This window comes from Haloplanus natans DSM 17983 (genome assembly GCF_000427685.1).
Classification (GTDB): domain Archaea; phylum Halobacteriota; class Halobacteria; order Halobacteriales; family Haloferacaceae; genus Haloplanus; species Haloplanus natans.
The window spans coordinates 1348683-1364598 of sequence record NZ_KE386573.1 but is presented as its reverse complement, the minus strand read 5'-3'; the positions used below and the strand labels follow the sequence as shown (position 1 = coordinate 1364598).

Sequence of the window (15916 nt, the reverse complement as noted above, 5' to 3'; positions counted from 1 at the left end):
ACTACCCCACCCTGCTCGCGCTGACGCGCTCGCTGAGGGTGGGGCTCCCTGCTTCCACGACGCGCTTTGCAGGAACCGGGGAGGTTCCCGCAGGGAGCGCAGTCTCCACAGGCGTTCCTTTGGAGTGACCCACTCCTAGTTTGGTGAGTCCGCGAGAAAGGATGTTCCACGCCGCGTTTGCGTCTCTGTCGTCCTCGAAGCCACAGGCAGGACAGGAGTGCTCACGCACCCACAGCGGTTTTTCGGTTTCGACACTACACTGAGCGCACTCTTTGGTGGTGCCGTCCGGGTCAACTTCCACGAAGTGTGTGCCTTCCCGCTCACACTTGTATTCGAGCATATCGGTGAAGGTATTCCACGCCGCTGACGCCGTGTTGCGGCTGTTGCGCGGCGATTCGAGCATCCTTTTCACGTCGAGGTCTTCGACGGCGACCAAGTCGTACTCCCGAGCGTAGTAGTTCGAGAGTTTGTGCAGGAAATCACGCCGCTTGCGTTTGATGTCGAGATGGCACTCGGCCACTCGCTGGCGCTGGTTCTCCCAGTTGGTCGACTCGTACTCTTTCCGGGAGAGCGTCCGTTGCTCTCGTTCGAGCCTGTCGCGGTCTTCCGAGAGGTCGAGTGATTCGACCGCTGTGCCGTCTGTATCGTGGGCATACTTCCGAATGCCCACGTCGATCCCGACCACCTCCTCGGCGTCGATCTCCTCCAGCGATGGCTTCGCTGGCGGTTCTGTGTCCCTCTCGATCCCGAAAATGGCGAACCACTCGCCAGTCTTCTCCTTTTTGAGCGTGACTTCCTTGACCGTGGCGTCGTCGGGCAGCGGTCGGTGGAACTCGATGGGGATGTCCGCGAGTTTCGACAGTGACAGCACAGTCTGGCCGCCCTTCTTGTCGAGCTCGAAGCCAGACTGGTTGTACGTGAAACTGCGAAACTCCCGAGGTGACTTCCACCGAAGTTCACCGACCTTGTAGCCCTGCTCTTTGAGCTTCCCCAGTGCGTTGATGTTCTTGGCGACCCGCATGATGGTAGGCTGGAGCACCTTCGAGTACACGTCGGTAAGTGCGTCCCACCAGTCTTTGAGGTCGGGAAGCTCGTCACGGATCGTGCGGACGCGCTGTTTGACGGTACCCTCGTCTTCGGGGATTTGGTTGAAGCGGTACAGGGCGTGGTTATAGAGTTGTCTACAGGTATCGCGGTGGTAGTCCAGCGTCTCGCGCTGGTCTACAGTCGGCGTGAGGCGATACCTGTAATTGTAGTTCATCGGTTACTCGTCAGACTCAGAGGTTCTGACGATTTTTACGTCTGCTCCACGCCACCGTTTTGGGACGAGGACGTGTGCGCCATTGCCAGTGGCTTTTACTTCGCCTTCGATGACTTCATGGCCTTTGATTGCATGCCGATCCATCACCCTGTGTCTAAAGCCGCGCGTCCAAGTCGACGAGCGTCGTCTCCTCGGCGTCGGCGTCGAGGAGGTGGCGGCGGTCGATCGATCGGGGGCGTTTCGCCCGACTCCGACCGAGCCATCGCCAGCCGAGACTGCGTAGTTCGCGGCGCTGTGCACGGTCGAGTCGGGATCGGGTGTCGCTCGTATCGCTCATGATCTCGTTGTCGTCGTCCGCCACGGACGTGGAAGACGGGTGCGGTCAGTCGTCCGGTCACGGCTCCGTCGGCCGATCCGACCGGCTTACCGACCTCTCTGCCCCCGACAGACTTCAACCTGTGGGTACGTGTCACACTCTCAACTCCGTCCGGCGACTGCCGACTCCCGTCGCGCCGAACCATTCACAAAAACAATTATGGACTCGCACGGAGACCGTGAGAGCATGCAGAAACCGCTCCTGGTGACGGAGTTCCTCGACAGGGCCCGCGAGTACTACGGTGACGAGGAGGCAGTCGTGGCGACGACCGGGGAACGCTACACGTACGACGAGGTCGGCGAGCGAGCGGATGGGTTCGCCGCCTTCCTCCAGTCCCGCGGTATCGAGAAGGGCGACCGGGTGGCGGTGCTCGATCCGAACACCCACTACCACCTCGAAGCCGCCTACGGCATCATGCAGAATGGCGCGATCCACACGCCGCTGAACTACCGGCTCACGCCGAACGACTTCGAGTACATCCTGAACGACGCCGGTGTCGACGCCATCTACGCCGACTACGACTACGCCGAGAAGGTCGAAGCCATCCGCGACGACGTACCGACCAGCACGTTCGTCACGAACGACCCCGACGCCGTCGACGGCGACTGGGAGGGCTTCGACGCCGTTGTCGAATCGGCGGGGGCCGACTACGACCGACCGGAGATGAGCGAGGACGAGGTCATCACCATCAACTACACGTCGGGGACGACCGGCGACCCGAAAGGCGTGATGCGGACTCACCGGTGTGAGACGCTCCACGCCTATCTCACCGCGATTCACCAGAAGATCACGGACGACGACGTCTACCTCTGGACGCTCCCTATGTTCCACGTCAACGGGTGGGGACACATCTACGCCATCACCGGCATGGGCGCGACACACGTCTGTACGCGTGGCATCAACGCCGAGTGGATCTTCGAGACGGTGCGCGAGGAGAACGTCTCCTATCTCTGTGGTGCGCCGACGGTGCTGAATATGCTCATCGACTACTACGAGGACCACGACGAACCCACGGAGGGTGACAACGACGTGCGCATCGCCACCGCGGGGTCGGCGCCGCCGGAGGCGACTATCCGGACCGTCGAGGACGAGTTCGGCTGGTATCTCATGCAGGTCTACGGTGCCACCGAGACGGGGCCACTCATCACCACCTCCGAGGCCCGGCGCCACTTCGACGACGACAGCCGCGACCGCTTCAGGGTGAAAAAGAGACAGGGTCTCGGCTTCCTCGGCACCGAAGTGCGCGTCGTCGACGAGGACGGCGAGGACGTCCCCCGCGACGACGAGACCATCGGCGAGGTGGTCGTCCGCGGCAACCAGGTGATGGAAGGCTACTGGGAGATGCCGGAAGCGACCGAGGAGGCCTTCTCCGAACGCGCCGAGGGCTACTACCACATGGGGGACCTCGCGACCGTCGACGAGAACGGCATGATCTCGATCCAGGATCGGAAAAAAGACATCATCATCACCGGCGGCGAGAACGTCTCCAGCATCGAACTCGAGGACACGCTGTTCGACCACGAAGCGGTCGGAAACGTGGCGGTCGTCCCCGCCCCGAGCGAGCGGTGGGGCGAGGAACCGAAGGCATTCGTCGTGCCAGCGAACGGGAATCCGGACGATCCGGGCGTCACCGCCGAGGAACTGATCGCGTTCACCCGCGAGCGCCTCGCGGGGTTCAAGACGCTCAAACAGGTCGAGTTCGTCGACACCCTCCCCACCACGGCAACCGGAAAGATCCAGAAGTACGAACTCCGATCGAAAGAGTGGGAAGACGAGGATCGGATGGTCGGCGAAGGCTAGTCCTCGTCGACGACCCGCGAGGACTCGGCGTACTGAGCGCCCCGTTTCACGTACTCGTCGGCGGCGATCGAACCCATCTCGCCGTCGACCTCTTTGATTACCTCGGCGGGCGTGCCCGCCACCAGCGACCCGGGCGGGACGTCGGTCCCGCCGGTAACGACGCTTCCGGCGGCGACGATGGCGCCCTCGCCGACCGTGGCGTCGTCGAGGACGATGGCGCCCATGCCGATCAGTGCCTCCTCCTCGACCGTCGCGGCGTGGACGATGGCGGAGTGGCCAACGGTGACCCGCGGGCCGAGGACGGCGTCCTCGTGGAGGACGGCGTTGTCCTGTACGTTCGACTCCTCGCCGACGACGATGGGATAGTGATCACCACGGAGCGTGGCGTTGGGCCAGACCGACGCCGCGCGTTCGAGCGTCACGTCGCCGATGACGACCGCGTCGTCGTCGACGTAGGCGTCCTCGTGGACGGTCGGTTCGACGCCATCGAGAGTTCTGAGTACCATGCCGCCGCTTTCGATGGGGGGTGTCTAAAGGCGCTCGGTCGTCAGCGCAGCCGTCCGAGGAGTTCGTAGTCGTGGTCCGGCACGTACCGGCGAAACAGGAGGCTGTTGGTCAGCACCGAGACGCTGGAGATGGCCATCGCCCCCGCGGCGAGGGCGGGTTGGAGCAGGCCGAGCGACGCCAGTGGAATCATTGCGGTGTTGTAGCCGAGCGCCCACACGAGGTTCTGCTTGATCTTCGCGAGCGTCGCCTCGGAGATCCGGATCGCCTTCACCACGTCCAGCGGGTCGGCCCGCATCAGCGTCACGTCCGCCGCCTCGATGGCCACGTCCGTCCCCGAACCGATGGCACACCCCACGTACGCGACGGCGAGGGCGGGCGCGTCGTTGACGCCGTCGCCGACCATCATCGCCCGCCGTCCCTCCGACTGGATCGCCTCGACCGCGTCGGATTTGTCCTCGGGGAGCACGCCGGCGCGGACGTTCGCGGGGTCGATGCCGACCCGCTCCGCGACGGCGCGGGCGGTGCGCTCGTTGTCCCCGGTGAGCAGGAGTACGTCCAGTCCGCGCGCCCGGAGCCCGCTCACGGCCTCGGTCGCGCGCTCCTTGACCGTGTCCGCGGTCGCGACGATGCCGAGGAGTTCGCCCCCGTCGGCGTCGAACGTGCCAGCGGGCACGCCATCCGTGCCGGCGGGCACGCCATCCGTGCCGGCGGGCACGCCATCCGTGCCGGCGGGCACGCGTCCCACCAGCATCGCCGTCTTTCCCTCACGCTCCAGTCGCTCCATCGTGTCGGCGGCGGGCGCGGGGTCGATCCCGTTGTCACGGAGGAGCTTCCGGTTGCCAACGAGCACCTCGACGGGGCCGTCACCACCCGTCCCCGGAAGTGCGCTTCCGTCGATCCGCGCCCGCACGCCGTGGCCCGGAACGTTCTCGAAGCCGTCGGCGTCGCCCACCTCGATCCCGCGGGCCTCGGCACCGGCGACGATAGCGCGAGCGAGGGGGTGTTCGCTCCCGCGTTCCGCCGTCGCGGCGAGGCGGAGTACGTCGTCTTCGGTGCGGCTGTCGGGGCGTCTCAACTGCCCGCCGTCGGGGAGCGCCCCCTCCCCGAGCGCCACCACGTCGGTCAGTTCCATCTCGCCTTGGGTCAGCGTCCCCGTCTTGTCGAAGACGACCGTGTCCACGTCGCGCGCGCGTTCGAGCACGTCGCCGCCTTTGAACAGCACACCGTGTCGTGCGCCGATGGTCGTCCCGACCATCGTCGCCGCCGGCGTCGCGAGTCCCAGCGCACAGGGGCAGGCGATGAGGACGGCGGAGGCGAAGACGATCACCGCGAACTCGAAAGTCGACACCGCGCCGCCGGCGACGACGGGGCCGCCCACGACGAGGCCCCAGACCGGAAGCCACGCGACGGCCTCGGCGAGGGTCTCGGGCGCGAGATACCAGCCGACGCCCCAGACGACGGCGTTGGCGATGACCGCGGGAACGAAGTACGCGGAGATGCGGTCGGCGAGGTTCTGAATCTCGGGCTGACGGGACTGGGCCTCGCTGACCGTCCGGACGATGCTCTGGAGCGCCGTGTCCGCACCCACCTTCGTCGCCTCGACGACGAGGACGCCGTTCTCGTTGATCGTCGAGCCGATCACCTCGTCGCCCACGCCCTTCTCGACGGGGACGGACTCGCCGGTCACCATCGACTCGTCGACCGCCGACTGCCCGGAGACGACGACGCCGTCGGTCGGCACCTTCTCGCCGGGACGGACCTTCATCCGATCACCTACCTCGACATCTTCGAGGGGAATCTCCTCCTCACGCCCGTCGCGGACGACAGTTGCCGTGTCGGCTTCCATCTCCAGCAGTTTCCGGAGCGCCTCGCCCGCCTGCCCTTTCGACCGGGCTTCGAGGTAGTTGCCGAGCGTGATGAACACGAGGATGAGCGCCGCCGTGTCGAAATAGAGGCCCCCGGCGACGGCGCCGAGGAGGACGGCCACGGAGTAGAGGTAGGCCGTCGACGACCCGAGGGCGATGAGCACGTCCATGTTGGCACGGCGGTTCTTCACGAGGGCCTTGTAGGCGTTTCTGTAGAACGGCCGGCCGAGGACGGCCTGTACCGGCGTCGCGAGGAGGAACATGACCCAGCCGACGGTGACGCCGAAGATTCGGTCGGGGAAGACGCCGCCGCCGAGCAGGAACTTCTCGGCGAGGGCGAGAAGCAGCGGCGTCGCCAGCACCGCGCCGAACAGTGTCAGCCGACGCTGTTTGCGGATTTCGCCCCGTCGTGCGGCGTCGCGGGCGTCGGTGCCGTCGCTCTCCTCACGGACCGGCGAGTAGCCCGCGTCCTCGACAGCGTCGTACAGGGCGTCGATCGAGGCGTCCCGGGGGAGGTAGGTGACCCGCGCCTCGTCGGTGGCGTAGTTCACCTCCGCATCGACGACGCCCGGGACCGATTCGAGCGCCACCTCGTTGGTCCGCGCGCAGTTCGCACACGTCATGTCGGTGATTGCGACCGTCACCGTCTCCGTGACTACGCCGTAGCCGGCGTCTTCGATGGCGTCGACCACCTCCCGAAGGGAGATCGCGTCGGGATCGTACTCCACGGTCCCACCGTCGGTGGCAGCGTTGACGGTCGCGCCCCTCACGCCGTCGAGGGCCGTCAGCGCGTCCTCGACCGTCGTCGAACAGTTGGCACAGGTCATCCCCGTGACGTCGAGGTGCGTCGTGCGTGCTCCCATCTCGGGTAGTGCTACGTGACCCACACTTAGTTCGGTTACTCTTTCGAAGGAGGTGATTCAAACCCTGTTCAACTTTCGATTCGAAAATGACACGTCGCAGACTGCCGAATTTCGCGGCGGGGCGTCGGCATTCCTCACGAGTCGGGGGTTTGCCGGATGGCATCGCACGCGGATAGCCATCGGGCCGATTACAGCCGCCCGCTCCCGATGGCGGCAAGCGCGAGACTGCCGACGAGGATCGATCCGCCGAACGCAGGGTCGGGGAGTGGGACGGCCCCGTCGCCGACGAAGCCGAACAGGACCGGAGCGAACGAGAGGGCGGTCAGGAGCGGGCGAGTCGCCAGTTCCCTCGTGAACGCTCGGAGGGACCAGTACCCCAGTTCCAGCGCCGACGCCGTGGCCTCGACGGCCGACTGGGAGCGAGTCGGCGGGTCGGCGGGGGCGAAGTCCGCGAACGTCCCGGCGTCGACGGTGGTCGTCCGGCCGGTGTGGCGTCGGTTCCCGTCGGCGTCGGTGACCCGGAGGAGCGTCACCGTCCCGTCGCCGACGCCGACGACCCGATAGACACCGGCGGGGATGTCGGCGTCGACCGGCCGGACGTGGTCGTACAGGGCGGGCGACATCGGTAGACAGGTGCGGACCGGACCGTGTGAACTACCCCACCCTGCTCGGCCTGGCGGCCTCGCTGAAGGTGGGGCTTCCTGTTTCTGTGTCAGAGCGTGCATCCGCCGTGGACACAGCGGCTCCAGACCCTGCAGGCGTAGATTCGGAGTGTCCCACTCCTATTGATTCGATGCGACTATTCAACTGACTAACACACGCTTCTTGTCGCATTTGAATGTCGGCCTGTTGTCCGACTCCCACAAGGAGCGAGTCGTCCCACTCGGGACGACGAGTGATAGTGTTCATTGTAAGTCATTACCGGTGGGGAGCCAAGACGGTCCGGCAATCCACCGGTAACCAGTTACAATAAACACTATCAGTCGGGAGCGGTGACACGGAACGCCCATTTTGCTCACCACCGACGGGCGTTCAGACAATAATTGTGTCGCTGTCTGAGCGGATGATGACGGCGCTGTACCACAGCTAAACTCCCACGACACCCTCAAACGAGGATTTGAGTCTCCACCACCGATATGTGATCCGTGGACGAACGACCGAGCGGCTATGAAACTGGAGGAGTTCACGCGGTCCAACGCACCCGCCGAGGGTGGCGACGGCTTCCAGCGGGAGAACAAGCGCCTTCTGGATATCCCGGTCGACGGGACGGTGATGGTCAAGGCCGGATCGATGATCGGCTACACCGGCGATCTGACCTTCACTGGGAAGTCCTCGGCCGAAGGTGGACTGACCGGGTTCGTCAAGGACGCCGTCTCGAGCGAAGGCACGCCGGTCATGGAGGCCGAGGGCCACGGCCACCTCTACGTCGCCGACCAGGGCAAGAAGGTACAGGTCCTCGACCTACGCGAGGAGGAGGCCATCTCGGTCAACGGCACCGACGTACTCGCGTTCGAGTCGTCGGTCGACTACGAGATCAGTACCATCGGCGGCCTCTCCGAAGCCGCGGCCGGCGGATTGACGAACGTCTATCTCTCCGGCCCCGGACAGGTCGCCGTCACGACCCACGGCGACCCGCTGGTGTTGACGCCGCCGGTCGTCACCGATCCCGACGCCACCGTCGCGTGGAGCACCGACCTCTCGCCGTCGGTCGGGACGAACAAGGCCATCGAAATCGGCCAGACCTCCGGCGAATCCATCCAGATGGAGTTCACCGGCACCGACGGCTTCGTCGTGATCCAACCCCACGAGGAAGGTCCGCAGGTGTAGGGCCGGTCGAACCACACGCCGGACGGCGACGGGCGATGATAAGCGGGGGAGCTATCCATCATCCGATATGTCATCGGATCGCTGGTCGTCGCAGCTACAGTAGCCTTTGTAAGTCAGAGCAATCCTGCGATCAGGTGTGAGCTACTATAGGCTTCCTGTTGGCGACGGTGGGCGCGGCGGTCGGTCTCGACGCCAACCGCATCCGCTGGCGGAAGAGCGTCCGCGGCGCGCCGGCGTTCGCCCTGTCGTCGGCCGACGGCACCGAACGGTGGACGGTCGGCTACGACGAGGACCAGTTCGACCGCCGGCTCTGCCTCCACGACGACAGCGTCGTCGACGCCGGCCGGCTCTACGTCCCGGCGTGTGATGGCCTCCGCGCGCTCGACCGATCCGACGACGACACGCCCGGGCTGGGACGCGCCGGAGTGTATGACGAATCCTTATAATGCTGACTCCCCCACCGGATGCTATGGATCGACGCGCGTTCCTAGCGGGGATCACCGGACTCGCGGGCTGTGGCTCGACGGGGACCGAACCCTCGACCGACGGGACGCCGACGGCGACGGCCGCGCCGCCCGAGACGGCCACCGCCACGCCGACGCCAACCGGGACGCCGGCACCGACGATGACGCCCCCGGAGCGACAGTATCTGCCGCAGTTGCTCGACGTAGCAGTCGTCTCGACGTGGGCTGAGCCGGGCGATCTGACCGCGAACCGGGTCGAGCGAATCCAGCGCGGCCAGCCAGCCGTCGTCGCCTTCCGGTACCGCCTCCGGGTCCCCGAGGGGACGATCAATCTCAAGGAGGGCGTCGACGTGGTTCACGACGGCGACCTGGTGGTTCGGCGGTTCCGCGACGTGGACCGGCGCGTCGACACCGCGGGGCTCCACACGTGGGAAGACGCCATGACCTTCGAGACGGGCGACTGGCCCACGGGGGAACTGACCGCGACGGCCGCCATCGGCGAACTCCAGCTCCACCGCACTTCCGACGGCGTATCGACGACGTTCGAGATAACGCCGTCGTGATCGGCCACGACTGGGGCTGGCGGTGCGATGTTCGCCACTCCGGGCCACCGACTATCGTGAAACGGAGACGGTCGACAGTACGAACCGCCGGTGAGCTTTTGAACGCAGTCGCCTACTTATACGTATGACGATGGTGTCGGTGGGTGTGGATGGCTGACGGTCGAGACGACGGCGATTCGACCACGACGGAGGTCCTCGACCGGCTGAGCGAGGGCGTCTTCGGACTCGACACCGACTGGCGGTTCACGTATCTGAACGAGACTGGGCGCGCCGTCATCCGTGACGCCGCCGGCGAGTCCGTCTCCGTGTCGGAGCTCGTCGGGCGGAACATCTGGGAGGTGGTCCCCGAAGCGGTCGGTACGACGTTCGAGCAGCGATACCGGGAGGCGATGCGGACGGGGGAACGGGTTTGCTTCGACGCGTACTACGAACCACTCGACGCGTGGCTGGCGGTGCGGGCCTCGCCGTCCGAGACGGGGCTGTCCGTCTGTTTCCGTGATATCACCGAGCGGCGTCGGCGCCACGACCGCGTCGCGAGCCGCGAAACCGTCCTTCGGGAAATATACGAGACGATCGCCGACCGGGAATCGACGTTCGAGGAGCGGGTCGACGACCTCCTGCGCATCGGCCAGCGCGTTCTCGGCATGGACTACGGCACGCTCTCGCGCGTCCGGGGCGACGAATACGTCTTCGAGGTGGTCCGCTCGCCCGGCGACCTAGAGGCTGGCGACACCGTCGACCTGGCCGCGACGAACTGCGAGCGGATCGTCCTCACGGAGGAGACGCTCGTCCTCGGGAACGTCGCAGAGGATGCCCCGGACCTCGTCGAGCGGGCCGGCAACCGGGACTGGGGAATCAGCTGCTATCTCGGCACGCCGGTTTTCGTCGGCGACGAGGTGTACGGGACGTTCTGTTTCTACGACAGCGACCCGCGGACCGAACAGTTCTCCGACTGGGAGGTCACGCTCGTCGATCTGATGGGTCGGTGGGTGAGCGCCGCGCTCGAACGCAAGCTGACCAAAGACCGGCTTTGCCGCCAGAACGACCGGCTGGAGAAGTTCGCGACGCTCGTCTCCCACGACCTCCGGAACCCGCTCAACGTCGCCGAGGGGTGGCTCGAGGTGGCGCGCGAGGAGTGTAAGAGCGAGGCCCTCGGGAACGTCGCGAACTCCCACGAACGGATGCTGACTATCGTCGACGACCTGTTGATTCTCGCGCGGGCGGGCCGCGCCGTCGACGACCCCGTCGACCTCGAACTGGGGGAAGTCGCGGCCGACGCCTGGGCACAGGTCGAGACGGCGACGGCCACGTTGACCGTCGACCTCGACCGCGACGCCAGCGGCGACCGAACCCGAATCCAGCAACTGTTCGAGAACCTGTTTCGGAACTGTGTGGAGCATGGTTCCACGAGCAGTCGGCCGGAGGCCGACAGTAGCGTGGTGCGTGCCTCCATCCACGACCGGACGCAGTCCGACGATTCGGTTAAAGACGGTGGCGACGACACCGCGGACGACACACCCGGCCTCTCGATCACGGTCGGTCCGCTCCCCGACGGGTTCTACGTCGCCGACGACGGCGTCGGCATCCCCGAGGCGGAGCGCGACCACGTCATCGAGTTCGGCTACACGACGGCCGACGACGGAACCGGCATCGGCCTCGGCATCGTCGAGGACGTGGCGACGGCACACGGCTGGACGGTGACCGTGACCGAGAGCGAGGACGGCGGCGCCCGCTTCGAATTCCGGAACGTCACCTGACCGCGCCCGAAAAAGACGGATTTATCAAGGGTCCACTCCTCGTCGGAACTGCGGCGCTCGGTTGGTGTAGTCCGGCCAATCATGTTGGCCTTTCGAGCCGACGACCAGGGTTCAAATCCCTGACCGAGCACTTTTCTCACCGTGGATTACGGCTCACAGTCCCGTTACTGTCCGATTAGTTCGGGGACGAACGTCACAGTGAATCCCGAACCATGGCCGACAATAGAACCAACCCGATTCGTTGTATCGTTCGACTAACCACCACGTCACGGATAGTGACGGTCCCGTTCGTGGACAGTCAGGTGGACGGTGACGTGGACAGTCGAGTGGACGGTGACGTGGACAGTCGAGTGGACGGTGACGTGGACAGTCAGGTGGACGGTGACGGGCCGTGACGGACGTTCACCCCTTGGACGAACGGATAGATGGTATCGCAATCGTCCCTGACGGCACCGAGGAGTATCTGAACCCGCGCCAAGTCGTCGATTACGCCGAACACAGACGACGGTTCATTCAGTGGATGCTTGCCGAGGGTAAGTCCCCCGACGACGGCGAAGGATACGCGAGACGGACGGCACGGGGACGCAGTTACCGTGCTAATGACTTCTACGAATGGACGTGGGACCGTCGGGACACCTACACCACGACGGTCACACACGCCGATGCTGACGCGTACATGGAGGAACTGGCCTACGGGGACAAAGCCCCCGACTCGAAAGCGAACGTCCAGAAGGCCATTCAGACGCTATTCAAGTGGCGTCACCACGCCATCGGAGACGAACAGTGGGACCCCGAACGGACGTTCAGCAACGATCAAAGCACCACTACGTCACGGGACTTTCTCACAGAAGAAGAACGACGACGTATCCGCGAAGCCGCCTTGGAGTATGGGACGGTCCCGAACTACAATGGACTGTCACCCGACGAACGGGACAGGTGGAAGATTCACCTGGCCCAACGCTACGAGATACCGAAAGACGAGATTGGCCCCCGTCACTTCGAGCAAGCCAACGGATTCAAGATACCGTCGTTGGTGTTCACCGCTCTCGACTGTGGCCTTCGGCCCGTGGAAGTCGAACGCGCTACTGTCGCGTGGGTCGACACCGAACGAAACCTGCTTCGTGTCCCGAAAGAAGGGTCACGAAAGGATGACAACGAGTGGGCATCCGCATTGACCGACCGAACGGCACGGATGCTTTCACGGTGGCTTTCCGAACGACGGCACCGACCGAAATACGAGGGGACCGAGGCACTGTGGCAGACGAGGGAGGGAAACCCGTTCACGTCCGATTCCCTCTCGTATGTCCTCGATAGACTGTGTGAGATCGCGGGAATCGACACGACGAATCGCTCCCTCTCGTGGTACTCGATACGGCGGTCGACGACGACGTACATCATCGACGAATCGGACCTATCCACAGCACAGAACCAGCTACGACACAAGTCACCGCAGACGACGGCCCGCTACGATCAATCGCCACCTGAAAAGCGACGGGACGTACTCGACCGCTTGGAGTAATCGAACCCCGTAGCTGTTCTTTTTCGATTCGGGGAACCCCCGCGCCACCTCATAGTAGATAACTATTGGGTAATGCTTAATAGTGAGTAGTTCTGTACCTATATGTATCGAGGGAATCTTGACCGAGATGGAGCGAACCGTCAGGGACCGACGCCTGACAGTCACCTACGTCTCGGTACTGTTCGATTGATACCCTACGTAGGTTCACTCCGCAAGCCGTCGTGGAGTTACTGACTATCTACGATAGCAGGGTACACCACAGTCACCGCAGACCGCACCGCATATCTCGTTGAAGAAGTGGTTTTATTTTTCCATTGTGTGGACGAAAATAGGCCGCTGTTCCCGTCGTGTCCTCGGTCAGTGCCTACCCGTCAACGACGACAGACGGCTATCACGCGCCGCTCACGACGATTATAGACGAGTCGGTGGCCTATCGTGGACATGGCGCGACCGTGGAGAGAGTGGCCGTCGACGACCGTAGGTGGCTCCACAGTAGCCGTTACCCCACAGATTCAGACTGTCGTTCGGCTGTGGGGTAACTCAACAGCGGCGTGAGCCGTGGCGTCTCCGACTATCCGAGACGACCACCAACCCACAGTATTTCAATTTCTGTTGGGAACAGTAGGACACGAAACACCCCACGTCGACGCCGTCTCGTGAACGGGGCAAATAGAGCATATAAAGCGGCTCCTGCCGTGACCGATAGAAACCCCTCTGTTTCATTTGGAGGCTATCAGAAGCGCCGTTGGATGGCTCAGAAACGATAGTATGGGCGACTCGACGATGTAGATGACTTTCGTTGTGGTCTCGGCCATTTCACGTAAGTACCACAAACTTTATAAAAAGTCTTAAGTGACGGGGTGGCCTATGGGTAAACGAGAGACGAGTCTACGCGACACGATGCTACAAAAGATACCGACGTGGGATCTCCCTCGGTGTTGTGAGCACCGAGCTACGTGGGAACCTAACTGCGTCTGTTCCTACACTGGGGATTCGGATAAAGGCTTTGAATCGGGTATCCGTCACGGCCTTAGTCGTCGGTATAGCGTCTCCAAGGAGATTAGAGTATGTCTTTCGGACGACTCTCTGCGACCGACGATGAACAGAATCCAGAATTACCCGACGACGTTCAACAGCGGTTACGGTATGACCCATTTCCCCAACGGGACGCCGACCTGCTCCACCGCCTGTATGTCGACGAGGGTCTAACCCAGGACGAGATGGCCGACGCCCTCGGGGTTAGTCAGTCGACGGTGTCGCGCCGACTCCGTGGTGAAGGGATCATCGGTGACGATGGGTAGGGGACGCGGCGGATGCTTGACGCCCTCGAAGACCTCTACGCCGATAGCGGCGGGGCTGAACCCCTCGATCCACCCACGCGGTTCGTGGATCGAGAGGGAGAAAACGATGGCCGTAGCGGTGTCGGAGATGGTGACGACAAAGGGGGCGGGCCAAGATGTCCCTACTCCGAAAAGCCACCATCACCAAAGCCACCGTCTCCCCGCGACGACAGCCACCGAGTCCCACCGAGCAGGTACGATCAGGGACTCATCGCTCCCCCGAGTGTCGATCCCGAACGCCTCCCCGCTCCCTTCGTCGGTTGCGGCTGTGGTGACTGCAACGTTGACCCATTCGGTAACGGAGGAACGCCCGTGACGGAGGTGTGCCCCACTCCACAACCGATGACGCGGGGGACCGCCCGCGAAGTGTACCGCCGAGTGGTCGGATCGAACCGTGAGACACCGAATCGAACAAGCAAGGTCGAAAGTGCCCGTCAGTGGTACGCGAATCTACTCGACGGGGATGCCTACCTGCGGGCCGAAATGGAAGGACTAACCACGGTGTTGGTGTCCTTGCGACTGTCCCCCACGGACGACAACGGCAAGGTGGTGACGCCGTGGCAACTCACCGAAGACCTCTACGCCAACGTCGGAGCAGTCATGGATTCCCTGCGGTATAGCCTCGGTCAAAAACACGACTTCGACTTCGAGTATGCCCGCATCACGTCGGGAACCCGACAGTGGGTTACGCCTCACCTGCACATCTACTGTTGGATTGCTGATCCCGACGATAGCGTAAGCCCCGAAATGTTCCGTCGCCCCGTCGCCAAACACGTTGAACGCTGTTCGCGTGCTTCCTGGGACGCTCACGACGTTGTCAACACCGATGCAGTGCGAATCGAACACGATCCGCTGCTGGCGACGAGGTGTGGCGATGAGGGGGACGGCATCGACGGACTCCGTGACGTAACCCCGACTCGCGGTGTTGTCTACGTTGCCCAACAGATGCCCCATCTTGCCCTTGCGGGAGCGACCGAGCCATGGGAAATCGACCGCGCCGTGGCTGCGTGGGTGTCTTCGAGGCAGTGGGTGTCGACTTCCGAGGGCTTCCCCGATTACGGCGACGTACAGGCATTCAAAGAAACCGATGACGACGACAGTTAATAATGGACGGGATTACACGGGACGATAGCCCCTATGAACGGTGGAGGAGCGAGTACGGCAATTGCGCCCCCCTCACAGCAGAGGAGAGAGAACAATTCGGCTTATCGAAACGCGACGGGAGAAAGTTCAAGTTGGGTGCTAAAACCCGCGAACGGGCCGAGGAGTGTGGCCGATGTGCTGAACAGTTGGATAACGGCAGGTACTGCATCCGCCTCCCGATGAGTGTCCACGTTAGGGACGGCGGCAGTGAGAAATGCCAAGCTCACGCTAACAACTCATGAGTGAGAACGAGATTCCCGAGGACGAGGTGTCCGTGGACATTGCGAAAGCCGCCGTCGACTCACACGTCCGAAATACAAAGGGCGCGTTTGCGGACGATCATCCCGTTGAACCAGGGGAAAGAGACGCGGGGGTCGTGCTTCATCATCCCCCGAAGGCCGACGAGGTCTCCGAGGATACGTGGTGCCATGTAGCCGAGCAATGGGGCTATGAGCCGTTCCCAGTGACGACAGCGACATGCAGTATGTCGCCAATCAACGCCCACACTGGTCGCTTGCGCCCTTCTGCGAGGACGACAAGACGGGTGATCCCCAGTCAATTGAATTGGAAGGTGGGGCAATCGCATGGGCGGCTTCCCACGACTGGCTATCCAGTAGCGTGGGGTTTGAGA

At 63.6% G+C, this 15916-nt stretch carries 14 protein-coding genes and 1 tRNA gene; 9 read left to right on the top strand and 6 right to left on the bottom strand.

Annotation, left to right across the window (positions count from 1 at the left end; translation table 11 throughout):
- Position 1 precedes the first annotated feature (1 nt).
- Genes HALNA_RS09135 through HALNA_RS09130 form a run of 3 tightly spaced genes read right to left on the bottom strand, consistent with a single transcriptional unit; the run spans position 2 to position 1622 of the window.
- Positions 2 to 1261 (bottom strand): RNA-guided endonuclease InsQ/TnpB family protein, encoded by a 1260-nt coding sequence (locus HALNA_RS09135; RefSeq protein ID WP_049936073.1) that lies wholly within the window; start codon positions 1259 to 1261, stop codon positions 2 to 4.
- A gap of 3 nt (positions 1262 to 1264) precedes the next feature.
- Positions 1265 to 1405, bottom strand: coding sequence for a DUF2080 family transposase-associated protein (locus HALNA_RS19950; RefSeq protein ID WP_157573499.1), 141 nt, complete (start codon positions 1403 to 1405; stop codon positions 1265 to 1267).
- 10 nt (positions 1406 to 1415) lie between these two features.
- Entirely contained in the window at positions 1416 to 1622 is a 207-nt protein-coding gene (locus tag HALNA_RS09130) for a hypothetical protein (protein ID WP_049936072.1), read from the bottom strand.
- Positions 1623 to 1823: 201 nt separating this feature from the next.
- On the opposite strand from HALNA_RS09130, the gene HALNA_RS09125 reads away from it, so the two are divergent.
- Positions 1824 to 3437 (top strand): long-chain-fatty-acid--CoA ligase, encoded by a 1614-nt coding sequence (locus HALNA_RS09125; RefSeq protein WP_049936071.1) that lies wholly within the window; start codon positions 1824 to 1826, stop codon positions 3435 to 3437.
- On the opposite strand, the gene HALNA_RS21360 is transcribed toward HALNA_RS09125, so the two are convergent.
- The 3 genes from HALNA_RS21360 to HALNA_RS09110 form a co-directional block, all read right to left on the bottom strand.
- Positions 3434 to 3943 carry a gamma carbonic anhydrase family protein gene (locus HALNA_RS21360; RefSeq protein WP_049936070.1) on the bottom strand — a complete coding sequence of 170 codons (510 nt, stop codon included), beginning with the start codon at positions 3941 to 3943 and terminating at the stop codon, positions 3434 to 3436. The genes HALNA_RS09125 and HALNA_RS21360 overlap by 4 nt on opposite strands.
- A 41-nt stretch (positions 3944 to 3984) precedes the next feature.
- The gene (locus HALNA_RS09115) at positions 3985 to 6672 is read right to left on the bottom strand and encodes a heavy metal translocating P-type ATPase (protein ID WP_049936069.1); all 2688 of its coding nucleotides are present in this window, start codon (positions 6670 to 6672) and stop codon (positions 3985 to 3987) included.
- 188 nt (positions 6673 to 6860) lie between these two features.
- The gene (locus HALNA_RS09110) at positions 6861 to 7295 is read right to left on the bottom strand and encodes a hypothetical protein (RefSeq protein ID WP_211226012.1); all 435 of its coding nucleotides are present in this window, start codon (positions 7293 to 7295) and stop codon (positions 6861 to 6863) included.
- A 544-nt stretch (positions 7296 to 7839) separates the two neighbouring features.
- On the opposite strand from HALNA_RS09110, the gene HALNA_RS09105 reads away from it, so the two are divergent.
- The 8 genes from HALNA_RS09105 (at position 7840) to HALNA_RS19945 (ending at position 15246) form a co-directional block, all read left to right on the top strand.
- Positions 7840 to 8499 carry an AIM24 family protein gene (locus HALNA_RS09105; RefSeq protein WP_049936068.1) on the top strand — a complete coding sequence of 220 codons (660 nt, stop codon included), beginning with the start codon at positions 7840 to 7842 and terminating at the stop codon, positions 8497 to 8499.
- 158 nt (positions 8500 to 8657) lie between these two features.
- Entirely contained in the window at positions 8658 to 8945 is a 288-nt protein-coding gene (locus HALNA_RS09100; RefSeq protein ID WP_157573498.1) for a hypothetical protein, read from the top strand.
- A gap of 23 nt (positions 8946 to 8968) precedes the next feature.
- Positions 8969 to 9526, top strand: coding sequence for a hypothetical protein (locus HALNA_RS09095; RefSeq protein WP_049936066.1), 558 nt, complete (start codon positions 8969 to 8971; stop codon positions 9524 to 9526).
- A gap of 149 nt (positions 9527 to 9675) precedes the next feature.
- Entirely contained in the window at positions 9676 to 11283 is a 1608-nt protein-coding gene (locus HALNA_RS09090; protein WP_049936065.1) for a sensor histidine kinase, read from the top strand.
- 55 nt (positions 11284 to 11338) lie between these two features.
- Positions 11339 to 11413 (top strand) — tRNA-Glu (locus HALNA_RS09085).
- Positions 11414 to 11674: 261 nt separating this feature from the next.
- Complete coding sequence (locus tag HALNA_RS09080; RefSeq protein WP_245576021.1) at positions 11675 to 12802, top strand: tyrosine-type recombinase/integrase; 1128 nt, start codon at positions 11675 to 11677, stop codon at positions 12800 to 12802.
- Positions 12803 to 13869: 1067 nt separating this feature from the next.
- The gene (locus tag HALNA_RS09075; protein ID WP_049936064.1) at positions 13870 to 14103 is read left to right on the top strand and encodes a helix-turn-helix domain-containing protein; all 234 of its coding nucleotides are present in this window, start codon (positions 13870 to 13872) and stop codon (positions 14101 to 14103) included.
- 12 nt (positions 14104 to 14115) lie between these two features.
- Positions 14116 to 15246 (top strand): hypothetical protein, encoded by a 1131-nt coding sequence (locus HALNA_RS19945; RefSeq protein ID WP_157573497.1) that lies wholly within the window; start codon positions 14116 to 14118, stop codon positions 15244 to 15246.
- The last annotated feature ends 670 nt before the right edge of the window (positions 15247 to 15916 follow it).

Bases quoted from the DNA above. Each gene is read 5' to 3' on its own strand.
- HALNA_RS09135 (WP_049936073.1), bottom strand. From the start codon at position 1,261: ATGAACTACAATTACAGGTATCGCCTCACGCCGACTGTAGACCAGCGC.
- HALNA_RS19950 (WP_157573499.1), bottom strand. From the start codon at position 1,405: ATGGATCGGCATGCAATCAAAGGCCATGAAGTCATCGAAGGCGAAGTA.
- HALNA_RS09125 (WP_049936071.1), top strand. From the start codon at position 1,824: ATGCAGAAACCGCTCCTGGTGACGGAGTTCCTCGACAGGGCCCGCGAG.
- HALNA_RS21360 (WP_049936070.1), bottom strand. From the start codon at position 3,943: ATGGTACTCAGAACTCTCGATGGCGTCGAACCGACCGTCCACGAGGAC.
- HALNA_RS09115 (WP_049936069.1), bottom strand. From the start codon at position 6,672: ATGGGAGCACGCACGACGCACCTCGACGTCACGGGGATGACCTGTGCC.
- HALNA_RS09110 (WP_211226012.1), bottom strand. From the start codon at position 7,295: ATGTCGCCCGCCCTGTACGACCACGTCCGGCCGGTCGACGCCGACATC.
- HALNA_RS09105 (WP_049936068.1), top strand. From the start codon at position 7,840: ATGAAACTGGAGGAGTTCACGCGGTCCAACGCACCCGCCGAGGGTGGC.
- HALNA_RS09095 (WP_049936066.1), top strand. From the start codon at position 8,969: ATGGATCGACGCGCGTTCCTAGCGGGGATCACCGGACTCGCGGGCTGT.
- HALNA_RS09090 (WP_049936065.1), top strand. From the start codon at position 9,676: ATGGCTGACGGTCGAGACGACGGCGATTCGACCACGACGGAGGTCCTC.
- HALNA_RS09075 (WP_049936064.1), top strand. From the start codon at position 13,870: ATGTCTTTCGGACGACTCTCTGCGACCGACGATGAACAGAATCCAGAA.
- HALNA_RS19945 (WP_157573497.1), top strand. From the start codon at position 14,116: ATGCTTGACGCCCTCGAAGACCTCTACGCCGATAGCGGCGGGGCTGAA.